The organism is Aquabacter sp. DMC10, assembly GCF_056314145.1.
Genome location: NZ_JBQUYX010000003.1, coordinates 1 through 17,238 on the forward strand (window position 1 = coordinate 1; position 17,238 = coordinate 17,238).

13 protein-coding genes are annotated in these 17,238 nt (G+C 66.5%); 6 read left to right on the plus strand and 7 right to left on the minus strand.

What is annotated here, in order from left to right; translation table 11 throughout:
* Positions 1–142 precede the first annotated feature (142 nt).
* Positions 143–1,579: a sigma-54 interaction domain-containing protein gene (locus ACT54L_RS08755; protein ID WP_476085202.1), complete on the minus strand. Its 1,437-nt coding sequence runs from the start codon at positions 1,577–1,579 to the stop codon at positions 143–145.
* A gap of 415 nt (positions 1,580–1,994) precedes the next feature.
* Between ACT54L_RS08755 and ACT54L_RS08760 the strand changes: the two genes are divergently transcribed.
* Positions 1,995–2,774: a 3-hydroxybutyrate dehydrogenase gene (locus ACT54L_RS08760; RefSeq protein ID WP_476085203.1), complete on the plus strand. Its 780-nt coding sequence runs from the start codon at positions 1,995–1,997 to the stop codon at positions 2,772–2,774.
* 60 nt (positions 2,775–2,834) lie between these two features.
* Positions 2,835–4,043 carry an ABC transporter substrate-binding protein gene (locus ACT54L_RS08765; RefSeq protein WP_476085204.1) on the plus strand — a complete coding sequence of 403 codons (1,209 nt, stop codon included), beginning with the start codon at positions 2,835–2,837 and terminating at the stop codon, positions 4,041–4,043.
* Positions 4,044–4,139: 96 nt separating this feature from the next.
* On the opposite strand, the gene ACT54L_RS08770 is transcribed toward ACT54L_RS08765, so the two are convergent.
* The 6 genes from ACT54L_RS08770 to ACT54L_RS08795 form a co-directional block, all read right to left on the minus strand.
* Complete coding sequence (locus ACT54L_RS08770; RefSeq protein WP_476085205.1) at positions 4,140–5,048, minus strand: hydroxymethylglutaryl-CoA lyase; 909 nt, start codon at positions 5,046–5,048, stop codon at positions 4,140–4,142.
* Positions 5,045–7,060, minus strand: a complete 2,016-nt coding sequence (locus tag ACT54L_RS08775; protein WP_476085206.1) for an acetyl/propionyl/methylcrotonyl-CoA carboxylase subunit alpha — start codon at positions 7,058–7,060, stop codon at positions 5,045–5,047. The genes ACT54L_RS08770 and ACT54L_RS08775 overlap by 4 nt, the downstream gene beginning before the upstream one ends.
* Positions 7,057–7,833 carry an enoyl-CoA hydratase/isomerase family protein gene (locus tag ACT54L_RS08780; protein ID WP_476085207.1) on the minus strand — a complete coding sequence of 259 codons (777 nt, stop codon included), beginning with the start codon at positions 7,831–7,833 and terminating at the stop codon, positions 7,057–7,059. Before ACT54L_RS08780 ends, ACT54L_RS08775 begins: the two co-directional genes overlap by 4 nt.
* The gene (locus ACT54L_RS08785) at positions 7,833–9,440 is read right to left on the minus strand and encodes a carboxyl transferase domain-containing protein (protein ID WP_476085208.1); all 1,608 of its coding nucleotides are present in this window, start codon (positions 9,438–9,440) and stop codon (positions 7,833–7,835) included. Before ACT54L_RS08785 ends, ACT54L_RS08780 begins: the two co-directional genes overlap by 1 nt.
* Before the next feature lie 175 nt (positions 9,441–9,615).
* Positions 9,616–10,272, minus strand: coding sequence for a TetR/AcrR family transcriptional regulator (locus tag ACT54L_RS08790; protein ID WP_476085209.1), 657 nt, complete (start codon positions 10,270–10,272; stop codon positions 9,616–9,618).
* Positions 10,273–10,536: 264 nt separating this feature from the next.
* Entirely contained in the window at positions 10,537–12,150 is a 1,614-nt protein-coding gene (locus ACT54L_RS08795; RefSeq protein WP_476085210.1) for an AMP-binding protein, read from the minus strand.
* Positions 12,151–12,321: 171 nt separating this feature from the next.
* Between ACT54L_RS08795 and ACT54L_RS08800 the strand changes: the two genes are divergently transcribed.
* The 4 genes from ACT54L_RS08800 (at position 12,322) to ACT54L_RS08815 (ending at position 17,224) form a co-directional block, all read left to right on the plus strand.
* Positions 12,322–13,185 (plus strand): ABC transporter ATP-binding protein, encoded by an 864-nt coding sequence (locus tag ACT54L_RS08800; RefSeq protein ID WP_476085211.1) that lies wholly within the window; start codon positions 12,322–12,324, stop codon positions 13,183–13,185.
* 14 nt (positions 13,186–13,199) lie between these two features.
* Positions 13,200–15,149: an AMP-binding protein gene (locus ACT54L_RS08805; RefSeq protein WP_476085212.1), complete on the plus strand. Its 1,950-nt coding sequence runs from the start codon at positions 13,200–13,202 to the stop codon at positions 15,147–15,149.
* A 106-nt stretch (positions 15,150–15,255) separates the two neighbouring features.
* A complete protein-coding gene (locus tag ACT54L_RS08810) occupies positions 15,256–16,149 on the plus strand; it encodes a branched-chain amino acid ABC transporter permease (protein WP_476085213.1) in 894 nt (297 codons plus the stop codon).
* Between the two features lie 4 nt (positions 16,150–16,153).
* Positions 16,154–17,224 (plus strand): branched-chain amino acid ABC transporter permease, encoded by a 1,071-nt coding sequence (locus ACT54L_RS08815; protein WP_476085214.1) that lies wholly within the window; start codon positions 16,154–16,156, stop codon positions 17,222–17,224.
* Positions 17,225–17,238 lie beyond the last annotated feature (14 nt).

Consider the following 17,238-nt stretch of genomic DNA (forward strand, 5'->3'; position numbering starts at 1 on the left):
ACAACATCAAGTCGTGAGAGACATCTAAAGACGACGAACCAGCCGCTGAACTCGCGGCCGCAGCCCGTCGTTGATGGCCGGGTTATAGGCCCGGCGATTTTTCGCGTCAATACCGATTTGGAACTTTCCACGACAAAGGCGGTCACGCCCCGCCGGACCGCGCTTCGCGGTCCGCGGGACGGCTGGCCGCCTGGAGACCATACCGCTGCATCTTGGCATAAAGGGCGCTGCGCGACAGGCCGAGCGCGCGGGCCGCAGCCTCCCGGTTGTCGCTGGTGGCCAGAGCCTGCGCAATCAGCTTGCGCTCCAGCTCCGCCACGGCGGCGGCAAGGGTCTGCCCCTGCCCCTTGGACGCATCTTCCACCGGTTCCAGATCAAGGCCGAGGGTCTGCGCCACATCCCCCGCCGCGATGTGGGCGCCGTCGGTGCGCACATAGATCTGCTCGATCACATTGGCGAGTTCGCGCACATTGCCGGGCCAAGAATAGCGCTCCAGCAGGACGAGCGCGTCCGCGGTGCAGGGGCGCGGGGCGGTGGCAAAGCTTTGGGCGATGCGCTCCGTGAACTTGGCGGCCAGCAGGCCGATGTCCCCGGTGCGTTCGCGCAGGGGCGGCAAGCGGATGGAGAGCACATTGATGCGATAATAAAGGTCGCGCCGGAACGTGCCGGCCGCCACCATCTCCTCCAGGGGCCGGCTGGTGGCGGCGATGATGCGCACGTCGACCCGCGCGAGCTGGTTGGAGCCCACCGGCTCCACCTCGCCCTCCTGCAACGCACGCAAGAGCTTGGCCTGGAGTGCGAGCGGCATGTCGCCGATCTCGTCGAGAAACAGGGTGCCCTCGTGGGCGACCTGGAACTTCCCCGGCCGAGGCTGTCGCGCGGCGCCGGTGAAGGCCCCCGGCGCCACGCCAAAGAACTCGGCTTCCAGGAGGTTTTCCGGCACCGCCGCCACATTGAGGGCGACGAAGGGCCGGTTCATGCGCGCGGACGCGGCATGGATGGCATGGGCGGCCATCTCCTTTCCCGTCCCCGTCTCGCCCAGCAACAGGACGGGCGAGCGCACCTCACCCGCGCGCCGCAGGAGGCGGCCCACCTCGCGCATGGCCGGGCTGGCCCCGAGGATATGTTCGCTGGTGTAGCGATGGGTGCGGTTGGTGGAAAGCGCCTGTTCCATGCGCGCCAGACGCGCCTGGAGCTGGTGGACCCGCTCGGCGATGGGCCGCAATTGCGGAATGCTGTTCTTCAGGGCGAAGGCGAAGGCGCCAATGATCTCGCCCCCGTCACCACGCAGGGGCAGGCGCGTCACCAGCAGCGTCTTGTCGCCGTATTGGATGACGTCGAGCGGCTGGGGGCGGCCGGTTTCCACCACCTCCCGCAGGCGGCTATGGGGAATGACGCGCTCGATCTCCTGACCCACCACCTCGCTCAGGGCAACGCCACCCAGAAGCGCCAGCTGGCCGGGATTGAACCAGACCACGCGAGACCGCTCATCGACGATGGTGGCGCCGTCGATCATCTCCTCCACCATCTCAAGGAGGGAGCGCACCGCCATGAGCCGGGACAGGGCGGAACCGGGCATGGCCGTCTCCTCTGGAGTGTCTTTGTTTTCGGACTGTTGTCCAGATTTCTGGACTCAGCAAGAGACGGCCATAACCCAGGCATCTGACCTACACCGCCGCTGAGTTCTCACGCCCACCGTCCCGCGATCTGGACGGCGAGGGGGCGCCCCCTCCGCGGAGCGCCCGGAGGCGAGCCTTGTGCGCGCTGGCCTTCGCTCGGTTCGCACCAGGTGGCATGCGCCTTGCTGGAATAAGGCCCAGAAGCGCCCGGCGGCTGTCCCTCTCGCCCGAGAGCGAGCGCCGCACGCAAAGACCCGCGCCCGCCTTCGGAAGGGAGATGCCGCCCCCGCTCGACGCACGCCCCCGCCCGTCCGTTCACCCCTGTGCGGGCGCGCAGGGCCGACATCTTCCCCCTTCCCACACGAGGACACACGCATGAAGGGACGTACTGCCGTTGTCACGGGCTCCACCTCCGGGATTGGCCATGCCATTGCCAGCGCCCTGGCGGCTGCGGGCTGCAACGTGATGCTCAACGGTCTCGGCGACCCCGGAGAGATCGAGGCGGCGCGGCGCCAGATGGCCGAAGAGTCCGGCCGCATCATCGCCTTCAACGGGGCGGACATGTCCCGCCCGTCCGAGGTTCGCGCCCTCCTGGAGACGGCCGCGCAGACGCTGGGTCCCGTGGACATTCTCGTGAACAATGCCGGCATCCAGCATGTGGCGCCGCTGGCGGATTTTCCCGAGGAGAAGTGGGACCAGGTGCTGGCGATCAATCTGTCCGCCGCCTTCCATGCCAGCAAGGCCGCCGTGCCGGGCATGGCCGCGCGCGGGTTTGGCCGGATCGTGAACATCGCCTCTGCGCTGGGTCTCGTGGGAGCGCCGCACAAGCCGGCCTATGTGGCGGCCAAGCACGGCCTGGTGGGCCTCACGCGCTCCATCGCCCTGGAAGTGGCCCAGACCGGTGTCACCTGCAACGTGGTATGCCCGGGCATGGTGATGACGCCCATCATCGAGATGCAGGTGGCCGATCAGGCGCGGGTGACGGGGCTGGAACCCGAAGCGGTGATCCAGGGCGTGTTCCTGGAGAACCAGCCCATCCGCCGCCCCGTCACCCCGCAGGAGATTGCGGCGGCGGTGGTGTTCCTGTGCTCGGACGCCGCTGGCGGTGTCACCGGGGCCGTCCTTCCGGTGGACGGAGGCTACACCGCGCGGTGAGACCGGCGGCGCCAGATCCAACAACCCGATCCAACAATAAGCAAGGCAGGGAGAAGACACATGAAGGGTCAGATGCTCGCGGTCGCGCTCGGCGCCGCGTTGATTGGTGTGGCTGGGCCTGTTCATGCCCAGATGTCCGAGGGCAAGATCAAGATCGGCGTCCTGTCGGATCTGACCGGCGTCTATTCGGACATCAACGGCGAGGGATCAGCCTTCGCCGCGCGCCTGGCGGCGGAAGAGTTCGGCAATGCCATCAACGGCGCGCCCATCGAGATCGTGGTGGCCGACCATCAGAACAAGGCCGATGTCGCCGCCGGCATCGCCCGCAAGTGGCTCGATACCGAACAGGTGGACGTGATCGCGGACGTGCCGAACTCGGCGGCAGCCCTGGCGGTGCAGGGCATCACGAAGGAGCGCAAGCGCATCTTCCTCATGTCCGGCCCCGGCGCCGTGGACCTCACAGGCAAGGCCTGCAGCCCCTATGGCTTCATGTGGACGTGGGACACCCATTCGGTCTCCGCCGCCACCGCGCGGGCGCTGGTGGCCAAAGGCGACAAGACCTGGTTCTTCATCACCGCCGACTATGCCTTCGGTCATTCGCTGGAAGAGGAAGCCAGCAAGACCGTCAAGGCGCTGGGCGGCACGGTGAAGGGTGGGGTCCGGGTGCCGCTGGCGACCTCCGACTTCTCCTCCTTCCTGGTCCAGGCCCAGGGCTCCGGCGCGAAGGTGGTCGCGCTCGCCAATGCCGGCGGCGACACCATCAATTCGGTGAAGCAGGCCAATGAATTCGGCTTGCCCCAGGGCGGCCAGACGCTGGCCGGGCTGCTCCTGAACATCAACGACGTCCACGCCCTGACCTTGCCGGTGGCGCAGGGGCTTACCCTGGCCAATTCCTTCTATTGGGACATGAATGACGGCACGCGAGCCTGGTCGAAGACGTTCGAGGCCAAGACGGGGCGCAAGCCCTCCATGAACCAGGCCGGCGTCTATTCCGCCGTTCGTCACTATCTCCAGGCGGTGAAGGACACGGGCACCGACGATGCCGACAAGGTCGCGGAGAAGATGCGCGCCACGCCCGTCAACGACATGATGATGAAGAACGCCCGGATCGGGAAGAATGGCCGCGTGTTCGGCGACATGTACCTGTTCGAGGTCAAGAAGCCCAGCCAGTCGAAGGGGCCGTGGGACTATCTGACCCTCGTCGAGACGATTCCCGGGAACGAGGCCTATATTCCCGAAGCGGAAAGCGGCTGCCCGCTGGTGAAGTGACGGACGGGAGAACACAGGTGCCCTCCCCCCGCCCTGCGGCGGGTCGGAGGGCTTGTCCGGCAGATCCCGGTTCCACCCCCGCGCGCCGTCCGTCCGTCAGGCGGCGCAGCGGGCGGCCAGCGCCTGGGCCACGCGGGATGTGGGCTCGCGGCCGAGCGCGGCCGTGATGGCGCGGCCGGCGGCGGCGAGCTTGTCCAGGTCGACCCCCGTGGAAACGCCGAGGCCGTCCAGCATATAGACGAGATCTTCGGTGGCGAGATTGCCGGAAGCCCCCTTGGCATAGGGGCAGCCGCCAAGGCCGGCGACCGAGCTGTCCACCACATGAATGCCGGCGTCCAGGCACGCGAGCACATTGCCCAGCGCCTGGCCGTAGGTGTCGTGGAAATGCACGGCGGTGCGCGCGACGCCGATGGCGGAGGCAACCGCCGAGGCCATCACCCTGGCCTTGTCGGGCGTGCCGACGCCGATGGTGTCGCCCAGCGAGACCTCATAGCAGCCCATGGCCGCCAGGGCTTCGGACACTTCCACCACCTTGGCCACGGGCACCTCGCCCCGATAGGGGCAGCCGAGCACGCAGCTCACATAGCCGCGCACCAGGATGCCGGCCTCCAGCGCCGCCGCCACCACCGGGCGGAAGCGGTCCAGGCTCTCGGCGATGGAGCAATTGATGTTTTTCTGGCTGAAGGCTTCCGACGCGGCGCCGAAGACCGCCACCTCGTCCACCTGGCAGGCGAGCGCGGCCTCCAGGCCCTTCATATTGGGCACCAGGACGGGATAGCGCACGCCCGGCTTGCGGGTGATGGCGGCCATCACCTCCGCCGTATCCGCCATTTGCGGCACCCATTTGGGCGAGACGAAGCTGCCGCTTTCCACCACGGTCAGGCCTGCATCAGCCAGAGCATCGATGAGCGCCACCTTGGCGGCCAGCGGCACGATGCCCTTTTCGTTCTGGAGCCCGTCGCGCGGGCCAACCTCGACGATACGCACTTCAGCGGGACGGCTCATGCCGGATCCTCCAGAACCAGGAGCTCGGTGCCATCGTCCACCAGGTCGCCGACGGCGAAGCGGACGGACTTGACGCGCCCGGCGCGGGGCGCGGCCACCGTATGCTCCATCTTCATGGCTTCCACCACCACCAGGGCGGCACCCTTTTCAACCCGGTCGCCCGGCGCCACCGCGATGCGGGTGATGGTGCCCGGCATGGGCGCCACCAGGCGTCCGGCGGTGCCGGTGGCCTCGATGCTGGCGAGGCGCGGGTCCACATGGTCGAGGCTGCGCTCGGCGCCCGCCGCGAAGACGGTGAGCCGCGCGCCGGAGCGCACCACGCGGGCGGTGAGCCGCACGCCGGCGAGGCGCGCGATGAGCGTGCCGTCCTCGGAGAGCGTACCCTCCACGGCCAGACGCCCGCCCGGCAGGTCCAGCTGGAAACCATCGGCCGCATAATGGGCGCGCACCGCGATGCGGCTGTCCCGGTCGGCGAAGGTCAGGTCCACGAAGGCCGAGCGATTGAGCCGCCAGCCCGGTGCGAGGCCCCAGGGCGACCAGGGGTCGGCCGGGTCCGCCGCGGCGGCAGAAGCGCGGGCCTCGTCCAGCAGCACATAGAGGGCAGCCAGCGCGAGGGAGCGCTCGTCCACCGGAGCGGGCGGTGGCAGAAGCGTGTCGCGGTGGCGCTCGATGAAGCCGGTGTCGAGGTCGGCGGCGGCGAAGGCCGGCTCCGCGAGGATGGATTGCAGGAATGCGCGATTGGTGGACAGGCCCACCACCTGCGTCGCCGCAAGCGCCGCCCGCAGCCGGCCCAGCGCCTCCGCCCGGTCGGCGCCCTCCGCGATGATCTTGGCGATCATCGGATCATAATGGATGGAGACCGTATCGCCTGCCCGCACGCCGGAATCCACGCGCACGCCGGAGATGGTCTCCGGCAGGACCAGATGGTCGAGCCGGCCCACCTGGGGCAGGAAGTCCTTCTCGGGGTCTTCCGCATAGAGGCGCACCTCAATGGCGTGGCCGATGAGCGGAATATCCGCCTGGGCCAGCGGCAGCGCCTCGCCGCGCGCCACCCGGATCTGCCATTCCACCAGGTCCTGGCGGGTGATGGCCTCGGTGACGGGATGCTCCACCTGGAGGCGGGTGTTCATCTCCATGAAGAAGAAGTCGTCGCCCTCGGCGATGAATTCCACCGTGCCGGCGCCCACATAACCCACCGCGCGGGCGGCATCCACTGCCGCCTGGCCCATGGCCGCCCGCCGTTCCGGGCTCATGCCGGGGGCGGGGGCCTCTTCCACCACCTTCTGGTGGCGGCGCTGGATGGAGCAGTCGCGCTCGTGGAGATAGACCACATTGCCGTGGGTATCGGCGAAGACCTGCACTTCGATGTGGCGCGGGCGGGTGAGATACTTCTCCACCAGCACCCGGTCATCGCCGAAGGCATTGCGGGCCTCGCGCTGGGCGGAGGCGAGCGCATCGGTGAACTCCTCCGCCGAACGCACCACCTTCATGCCCTTGCCGCCGCCGCCAGCGGAGGCCTTGATGAGGACGGGATAGCCGATGCGCGCCGCCTCCCGCGCCAGAAGCGCGGGGTCCTGGTCGACCCCGTGATAGCCCGGCACCAGCGGCACGCCGGCCTTTTCCATCAGGGCCTTGGCCGCGCTTTTGGAACCCATGGCCTCGATGGCGGAGGCCGGCGGGCCGACAAAGACGATGCCCGCCTCGGCGCAAGCCTTGGCGAAGGTGGCATTCTCGGAGAGGAAGCCATAGCCGGGGTGGATGGCATCCGCGCCCGAGGCCTGGGCGGCCTCAAGGATGGCGTCGATGCGCAGATAGCTCTCGCGGGCGGGCGCCGGGCCGATGGGATAGGCCTCGTCGGCGCTCGCCACATGGAGCGCACGGGCGTCGGCGTCCGAATAGACGGCGATGGTCTTCAGGCCCATGGCGCGGGCGGTGCGCATGACGCGCACGGCGATCTCGCCGCGATTGGCAACGAGAAGGGTGCGGATGGGCCGCGGGTGGGTTCCGGTCATGCCTGCCCCCATTGTGGCTTGCGCTTTTCCAGGAAGGCGGTGAGCCCCTCGCGACCGTCGGCGCTGGCGCGCTGGTCGGCGATGCGGGCGGCGGTGTCGGCGATGACCTCGGCGCTGAGGGGGCGATCCACCGCCGCGACGAGATCCTTGGTGGCGGCCTGCGCCGCCGGGCTGCCGGCGGACAGGGCTTTGAGATGGCGAGCGATGGCGCCATCCAGCTCCTCGGCGGGCACCACCTCATGCACGAGGCCCAGCGCCAGGGCGGTCTCCGCCGAGAAGCGCTCGGCGGTGAGGAAATAGCGCCGCGCCTGCCGGGCGCCCATGGCCCGCACCAGATAGGGGCTGATGACCGCCGGGATGAGCCCGATCCGCACCTCGGTGACGGCGAACAGCGCCTCCGGCACCGCCACCGCGATGTCCGAGCAGGCGATGAGGCCGATGGCGCCGGCAAAGGCGGAACCGTGCACCCGCGCCAAGGTGGGCTTGGGGCAGGTGTCGATGGTGCGCATGAGCTCGCCCAGCGCACCGGCATCCGCCAAATTCTCGTCGCGGGAATAGGCCGCCATGCGGCGCATCCAGTTGAGATCGGCCCCGGCGCAGAAGGAGGGACCATTCGCCCGCAGCAGGATGGCCTTGACGGTCGGATCGGCCCCGGCTTCCCGGTAGGCGACAGTAAGGGCGGCGATCAGCGCATCGTCAAAGGCGTTGTGCAGTTCGGGCCGGTTGAGGGTGAGGACAGCGACCCCGTCCTCTCGGGAAACGAGCAGGCTCATCACATGCGGAACACGCCGAAGCGCGTGTCCTTCTCAGGGGCGTTGAGGGAGGCGGACAGAGCCAGCGCCAGAACCATGCGGGTATCCGCCGGATCGATGACGCCGTCGTCCCACAGGCGGGCCGAGGAATAATAAGGATGGCCCTGGCGCTCATATTGCGCCTGGATGGGCGCCTTGAAGGCCGCCTCGTCCTCCGCCGACCAGCTGCCGCCCTTGCCCTCGATGCCGTCGCGCTTGACCTGGGCGAGCACGTTGGCGGCCTGCTCGCCGCCCATCACGGAGATGCGGGCATTGGGCCACATCCACAGGAAGCGCGGCTCGAAGGCGCGGCCGCACATGCCGTAATTACCGGCGCCGAAGGAATTGCCGATCACCACCGTGAACTTGGGCACGGCCGCGCAAGACACCGCATTGACCAGCTTGGCGCCATCCTTGGCGATGCCGCCGGACTCGTATTTGCGGCCCACCATGAAGCCGGTGATGTTCTGCAAGAACACCAGCGGGATATTGCGCTGGCAGCACAATTCCACGAAGTGCGCGCCCTTCAGCGCGCTTTCCGAGAACAGGATGCCATTGTTGGCGATGATGCCCACCGGATAGCCGAAGATGCGGGCAAAGCCGGTCACCAAAGTGGTGCCGTAAAGCGGCTTGAACTCGTCAAACTCCGAGCCGTCCACGATGCGGGCGATGATCTGGCGCACATCGAAGGGCTTCTTGGGGTCCTGGGAGACGATGCCATAGATGTCCTCGGCATCATAAAGCGGCGCCTTGGGCGGGCGGATGTCGAGGCCGTGGCCCTTCACCCGGTTGAGGTCGGCCACGATGGTGCGGGCGATGCCCAAGGCGTGGGCATCATTCTCGGCCATGTGGTCGGCAACGCCGGAGGTGCGGGTGTGCACGTCCGCTCCGCCCAGTTCTTCCGCCGTGACCACCTCGCCGGTGGCGGCCTTCACCAGAGGCGGGCCGCCGAGGAAGATGGTGGCCTGGTTCTTCACCATGATGGACTGGTCGGCCATGGCGGGCACATAGGCGCCGCCGGCGGTGCACGAGCCCATCACCACCGCGATCTGGGCGATGCCCTCCGAGGACATGTTGGCCTGGTTGAAGAAGATGCGGCCGAAATGCTCGCGGTCGGGGAAGACCTCGTCCTGGTTCGGCAGATTGGCGCCGCCGGAATCCACCAGATAAAGGCACGGCAGGTGATTTTCCCGCGCGATGGCCTGGGCGCGCAGGTGCTTCTTCACCGTCATGGGGAAGTAGGTGCCGCCCTTCACCGTGGCGTCGTTCGCCACGATCATGCATTCACGCCCCGACACCCGGCCGATGCCAGTGATGATGCCGGCGGCGGGAATGTCGTCGTCATACATGCCGTAGGCGGCAAGCTGGGAGAGCTCCAGGAAGGGCGAGCCGGTGTCCAGAAGGGTGCGGATGCGGTCCCGCGGCAGAAGCTTGCCGCGCTTCAGATGCCGCTCGCGCGCCACCTGGCCGCCGCCTTCGGCGATCCGCTCCACATGGCCCCTCAGGTCCGCGACGCTCGCGGCCAGTGCCTCACGGTTCAGGCGGAAAGCCTCCGACCGCCGGTCGACCGCGTCCTCGATGATCGCCATGCGCGCCTCACCCTTGAATGTTGCGGGAGCCGAACTTTCGCGCCGCTTAGCACACGGTCATGACAGCCATGACCGAACTTCGCGCACGCCGTCTTCCTCCCGTGCCGATCCTGGTCGGCTTGGAAACGATCGTACGTTTTTTTATGCAGGCTGCAAGCGAATTCGCCGGCTGGTCTCAGGCTTTCAGGCGGCGGCGGGCGGCTGGAGGCGCGGGCAAGGCGCCGGCCCGCTTGCCGGCCTCAGGCGGGGCGACACCTTCCACCACCAAGTCGGTATAGATGCGCACCAACTCGTCCTGGCTCAGCCGGCCGTCGGCGCGGTACCACATGCAGATGCCGGTGAGCATGGAGATGATGGCATAGGTGGCCACCCGTGGCTCGGGCACGCGGAACACACCCTCCGCCGCGCCGGCCCGGAGCGCGTCTTCCAGCATGGCCTCGTAGCGCTGGCGCATGCCCACCACCACCGCCCGATGCTCCTCGTCCAGGGAGCGGATCTCCATGTTGGCGATGAAGACATGGGCATTGCGCGTCATGTGATAGCGCAGGTGAAAATCGACAAAGACCTTCAGCCTGTCGAGAGGCGCCTCCACATCCCCGAGCGCAGCCTCCGCGCGCATGATGAGGTCTTCCATGTGATCGCGCACGATGTCGAACAGGAGGCTCTGCTTGTTGTCGAAATACTTGTAGAGCGAGCCCGACTGCAGCCCCACCTCGGCGGCCAGCTGCCGCAGGCTCATGGCTTCATAGCCGTGCTTATAGATGAGCTGCACGCCCGCCTGCCGAATGGCCTGGGCCGTGCGCGCCCCGTTGGAACCGACCGTGCGCGCCATCTCTTTCGACCGGAGGCCCCTTTGACCGGCTGGTGTGACGGTATGACCATCCAAGGGATGATCAAGCGATAATGATCGGGCGATAGAGTGAGCGCGACCGCCCGGACACGCAAGCCGCAGGGACGCAAAAAAGAGCCTTGACGCTCATAAAAAAAGAACGTTCGATTGTTTCTGCAACCGGCAGAAGACCGATGCACCCGGCGCGACGCCAAAGCACATCGCCGCCGACATGGGAGAGAAGCATGACCAGGCCAGGCCCCGGCTTCAGTCTTTCTGCATCAAGATGGCGTGGGACGCCCGCCCGCTATAGTGGACCCAGCCGTCCTCATCGATGAAGCCGGTATCGCCAAGCACATAATAGTCGGCGCCGAACTGGAACCTCATCCGGGTATGGGTTTCGTCCTTGAAATACGAGCGAAACCAGAACAGGGGCGAGCGTTTCACATCGACGGCGAGCAACCCTTCGGTGCCGGCGGGCAATTGGGCGCCCTGCTTGTCCAGCACCGCCAGGGCGAAGCCCGGCATGATGCGGCCCACCGAGGCGCGCCGGGACGACGAGGGATCGCGGGGATCATAGGTCATGCCCACGATCATGCCGGTTTCCCGGTGGCCATATTGATTGATGAGCGGCACTTCCAGCTTCTGGGTCACCCAGGAGACCACGTCCGGCGGCAAGGGCTCGCCGCCCACCGTCACCTGGCGGATGGCAAAGGGAGAGGCGCCGTCATGGGGATCGCCCCGCCGCCAGGCCTTGATCTGGGAGGGCGCGGCCGTGAGGTTGGTGACGCGGAACTTGGACAGGACGCGATAGCCCTGCGAGACATCGTAAGGCCCATCGCAAAACAAAATCGAGCATCCGATGAGGAGCGGACCGATGAGGCCATAATAAATGCCGTATTCCCACCCCTGGTCAGCCATGTTCCAATAGACGTCCTCGTCGCGGACATCCATGCTGACCCGCATATATTGCTCGATGCCCGCCAAGGCGCGCACCGGGGTGAGGAGCCCTAGCTTGGCCTCCACGAAGCTCGGCGCATAGGTCATGGTGAAGGGGTCGTTCTCCCCATAGGTCTCCACGGTTTCCAGTGGCTCGGAGGCATAGATGGAGGACCAGAACTGCGTCACCTTGCTGTCGAGGCGATTGATCTGATCGCCCTCAATGAGGCAGACGAAGGTCTTGCCGGTGATGTAGCGGGACGCCCGCTCGATGAGGAAGCGGTTGGCCACGATGGCCTTGACGCCGCTGGCTTTCAGCCGAGCCTCCACCGCCGCCGGAGAATAGGTGGAAAAGAGCGGCATGTAGACCGCCCCGATCCGCCAGATGGCCAAGGCGGTGATGACCAGTTCGACGCCCTTGGGCAGGAGCACGGCAACCCGATCGCCCTTGCGCACCCCCGCCTCGGCGAGGACGCGGGCAAAGCGGGCGGAATATTCGGCAAGCTTGCCGAAGCTCAGTTCAGAGGTCTGGCCGGAAACGGTTTCGTGGATCATGGCGGGCTGGGCCCGCTTCACCGCCAGATGCCGGTCGCACAGGAGATGGGCCAGTGGAATCTTGGGACCGCTATATCTGGAAGGATGGGACGGCGGCGTGGGCGCCTCCTCCGTCACCGCTTGCGTCGGATCGGCCGGGCCGAACCGATCGAAGAAGGCGCCCAGCCCATAGCTGCGGCGGTCGCCGTCATAGGCCAGCAAGGTCTCGTGCACGAGGGTGGTGGCGAGGCGATGGGCGGTGGCCTTGGACAGGCCGGTGGACTGCATCAGATCGGCCAGACGCACCGGCCGCGGCGCGGCATCGGCCACCACCCGCAACAGCGCCATGGCCCGGCCCAGACTCTGCGCCCCCCGCGGGCCGCCATTTTCTTGTTCGTGCTCGTCCATGTCTTACAATGTGAGACAGAATCGTCGGTCACGCAATAATTCCCGCAGGCGAGCGGCATTGCCCTTGAAAGAACCGAACGCCCGCTAGATAATCGCCTCAACATCATCTCACAATGTGAGACACGGCCAAAGAAGCCACCCCCGCCAATGAGCGGGTCTCGGGAGGGAAATATGTCGACTGCCAATGCCTCTGGCGCATCGGCCGACAACGCGTCGCTGTTGCATGTGGATGGCGTCTCGCTGCGCTTCGGCGGCCTCCGGGCGCTGAGCGATGTGCAATTCTCCGTCGACAAGGGCGAGTTGTTCTCCATCATCGGCCCCAACGGCGCCGGCAAGACCTCGCTGCTCAACTGCATTTCGGGGCGCTATTCGCCCACCGAGGGGCGGGTGCTGTTCGAGGGCCGCGACGTGACGCGGCTCAAGCCCAACCGGCGCGCCGCCATCGGCATCGGCCGCACGTTCCAGAATCTCGCCCTGTTCCACCACATGAGCGTGCTCGACAACATCATGGTCGGCCGCCACCATCTGCTGAAGAACAACTGGTTCACCGGCGCCCTCTACTGGGTGGGCGGCGCGCAGAAGGAAGAATTGGAGCACCGGCGCAAGGTCGAGGACATCATCGACTTCCTCGACATCCAGCATGTGCGCAAGGCCACCGCCGGCACCCTCTCCTATGGCCTGCGCAAGCGCGTGGAACTGGCCCGCGCCGTGGCGCTGGAGCCCAAGCTCATCCTGCTCGACGAGCCCATGGCGGGCATGAACCTCGAAGAAAAGGAGGACATGGCCCGCTACATCGTTGATCTCAACGAGGAATGGGGCATGACCATCATCATGATCGAGCACGACATGGGCGTGGTGATGGACATTTCCCACCGCGTCATGGTGCTCGATTTCGGCCGCAAGATCGCCGAGGGCCTGCCCGCCGACGTGCTCGCCAACGAGCATGTGCGCAAGGCCTATCTGGGCGAGGAGGACCCCGAGCTCGAGGACGAGCAGGACGCCCCGCCCCCTTCGCCCCAGGCTTTGTCCGCGTGAGAGAGGCGCTCCCCATGAGCCAGGCGACCCTGCCGGACGTTTCCGTCCACGACACTCTTCCCAAGCTGCTGGCCCTGAACGCAAGCAACCATGGCAACGACATCTGGCTGCGCGAGAAGGACCTCGGCATCTGGAACGCCTATACGTGGCGTCAGGTGTCCGAGCGCGTGCAGCGCATGGCGCTGGGCCTTGCCGATCTCGGCACCAAAAGGGGCGATGTCATCGCCCTCATCGGCGACAACCGGCCGGAATGGCTGATGGGCGAGATCGCCGCCCATGCGGTGGGCGGCATGTCGCTGGGCATCTATCGCGATGCCCTGGCCGAAGAGGTCGCCTATCTCATCACCTATGCGGATGTGAAGGTGATCTTCGCGGAGGACGAGGAGCAGGTGGACAAGCTGCTCCAGCTGGAAGACCGCATCCCCACCGTCCGCCACATCGTCTATGCGGACCCGCGCGGCCTGCGCAAATATGACGATCCGCGCCTCATCGCGCTGTCCGCGGTGGAAGCCGCCGGCGCCGCCCGCGCGGCCGGCGATCCCGGCCTCTACGACCGGCTGGTGGCCGAGGGCAAGGGATCGGACGTGGCCATCCTGTGCACCACGTCGGGCACCACCTCCCATCCCAAGCTGGCCATGCTCACCTCCGGCGCATTGCTGCGCCACTGCGCGGCCTATCTCGCCGCCGACCCGCGCGGGCCGCAGGACGAATATGTCAGCGTGCTCCAGATGCCCTGGATCATGGAGCAGATTTACGCCTTCGGTCAGGCGCTCATCTCCCGCATGAAGGTCAATTTCGTGGAGGAGACCGAGACCACCATGGCCGACATGCGGGAGATCGGCCCCACCTTCGTGCTGTTCGCCCCCCGCGTGTGGGAGCAGATCGCGGCGGACGTGCGCGCCCGCATCATGGACGCCTCGCCCTTCAAGCGCGCCATGTTCGACTATGGCATGAAGCTGGGCCTCAAAGCGCTGGAGACCGGCAAGCGCTCGCCGGTGGCGGACTTCATCCTGTTCCGCGCCCTGCGCGACCGGCTGGGCTTTTCCAACCTGAAGTCCGCCGCCACGGGCGGCGCGGCGCTGGGGCCGGATACCTTCCGCTTCTTCCTGGCGCTCGGCGTGCCCATGCGCCAGCTCTACGGCCAGACGGAGCTTCTGGGCGCCTATACCATCCACACCGCCGACGACGTCGACTTCGACACAGTCGGCGTGCCCATGGCCGGCGTGGAGCTGCGCATCGACAATCCCGATCCCAACGGCCTGGGCGAGATCGTCACCCGCCACGGGAACGCGTTTGCCGGCTATTACCGCAACGAGGAAGAGACCCGCAAATCCTTCGCCGAAGGCGGTTGGATGCAGACGGGGGACGCCGGCTTCATCAATCCGCGCGGCCATTTGGTGGTCATCGACCGCGTGCGCGACATGGCCTCCACCGCCCATGGCGATCGTTTCTCGCCGCAATATATCGAGAACAAGCTGAAGTTCTCGCCCTATGTGGCCGAGGCGGTGATCCTGGGCGATGGGCGCGACCATCTGGCGGCGATGATCTGCATCCGCTTCTCCATCGTCTCCAAATGGGCGGAGAAGAACCGCATCGCCTTCACCACCTATACGGACCTCGCCTCCCGCCGCGAAGTCATCGACCTCCTGCGCCGGGAAGTGGAGCAGGTGAACAAGACGCTGGCCGAGAAGCAGCGCATCTCCCGCTTCCTGCTGCTCTATAAGGAACTGGACGCGGACGATGGTGAACTGACCCGCACCCGCAAGGTGCGCCGCGGCGTCATCAACGAGCGCTATGGCGACATCATCGACGCCATGTATCGGGGCGATCCCAAGATCGCGGTGGACACCACCATCACCTTCCAGGACGGCACCAAGCAGCGCATCAAGACGGTGCTGGAGGTGGTGGACATGGCCACGGGCTCCGGCGCCGCCGCGCCCGGTGCCAAGAGGAGGGCGGCATGAGCGCCTTCCCGCGGCCCGCGCCTAGCGCGCGCGCCCTCTTAATCCTGCCCCTTTCCCCCCTCTCCCCCTCCCCCGCCATCGGGCGCGGGTCTTCGCGGGCACCCCGATGACCGGCCAACTCCTTCTCCAACTCATCATCAACGGGCTCATCATCGGCACGCTCTATGGCGTGGTCGGCATGTGCTTCGTGCTGATCTACAAGGCGAGCCAGGTGGTGAACTTCGCCCAGGGCGAATTCCTGCTCATCGGCGCCTGGACCTGCTGGTGGCTGCTCACCTATTGGCAGATCCCCTTCATCTGGGGCTTCCTGATCGCGCTCGCCTTCATGATGCTGTTCGGCTTCGCCCTGCAGGTCATCGTGCTGCGGCCGCTCATCGGCGAACCCATCATCTCGGTCATCATGGTGACCATCGGCCTGTCCATCTTCTTCCAGGCCCTGATGAAGTGGATGTTCGGCACCTTCGCCCAGCCCTTCCCGCCCATCTTCTCGGTGGCGAAGGTCAACATATTGGGGCTTCAGGTGCAGACCGCCTATCTCATGTCGACCGGCGTCTCGCTGGCGATCATGGCGGGCTTTGCCTGGTTCTTCAAATATTCCCGCATGGGACTTGCCATGCGCGCCACGGCCTTCAACCAGCAGGTGGCCCAGTCGCTCGGCATCTCCGTCCGCCAGGTCTTCGCCCTGTCCTGGGGCATCTCGGCGGCGGTGTCTGCTGTGGCCGGCGTGGTGGTGGGCATCGTGAACGGCGTGTCCGCCTCGCTCTCCTTCTTCGGCATCAAGGTCTTCCCGGCGGTGATCCTGGGCGGCCTCGACTCGATCCTCGGCGCGGTGGTGGGCGGGCTCATCATCGGCGTCCTGGAGAACGTGGCGCACTTCTTCGACAGCCAGTTCCTCAACTGGGGCAACCTCTATGAGATCGTGCCCTTCTACGTCCTCATCATCATCCTGATGATCAAGCCGTACGGTCTGTTCGGCACCCGCGACATCGAGAGAGTGTGACGCCATGGCCATCTCCACCATGCGCCCGTGCGGCGACTTCCGCACCTCCTACCGGGCCGACCAGACCATCTTCGCCACCCGGCTCACCATGCTGTTCTGCGTCGCAGCCGTCGTGGTGCTGTGCTTCGCCCCGCTGTTCCTGTCCCGCTACATGCTCTCCTTGATGATCCAGATCGGCTATCTGGGCATTGCGGCGCTGGGCCTGAACATCCTGGTGGGGTTTTCGGGGCAGATCTCCATCGGCCACGCGGTGTTCTTCGGCTTCGGCGGCTTTGCCTCCGCTTTCCTGGCCAACAAGGGCGTGCCGGTGCCCATCGCCATCGTGCTGGCCGGCGTGTGGACCACCTTCGTGGGCTTGCTGTTCGGCCTGCCGGCGGCGCGGGTGAAGGGGCTTTACCTCGCCATCGCCACGCTGGCCGCCCAGTTCATCCTTCAGGACTTCTTCGTGCGGGCGGAATGGTTCACCGGCGGCACGCACGGCGCCATGGCGCCCCCGTTCGAGCTGTTCGGCTACGACCTGTCGGGCGACACGCGCTATTTCTACGTGGTGCTGGTGTTCGTGGTGGTGATGTATCTCTTCGCCACCAACCTGATGCGCACCCGCGACGGGCGGGCGCTGATCGCGGTGCGCGACCATTATCTCTCCGCCGAGATGATGGGCGTGAACCTCACCAAGTACCGGACCATGGCCTTCGGCATCTCGTCCTTCTATGCCGGCATCGGCGGGGCGCTTTATGCCCACTATATCGGCTTCATGTCGGTGGAAGGCCTCGACATCCTGTTCTCGATCCAGTTCCTGGCCATGATTATCATCGGCGGGCTGGGTTCGGTGATGGGCTCGCTGCTGGGCACCATCTTCATGGTGCTACTGCCGGAACTGACCGGGGCGCTCGCCTCCGCGCTCCAGGGTAGCGCCATCGACAAGGCGCTGCACCTGAAGGACGGCATCACCTACATGCGCGAGATGCTGATCGGCGCCACCATCATCCTGTTCCTGATCTTCGAGCCGGACGGGCTTGCCCACCGCTGGCGCCAGATCAAGGCCTATTGGAAACTCTATCCGTTCTCGTACTGACGACGCCGGGGCCA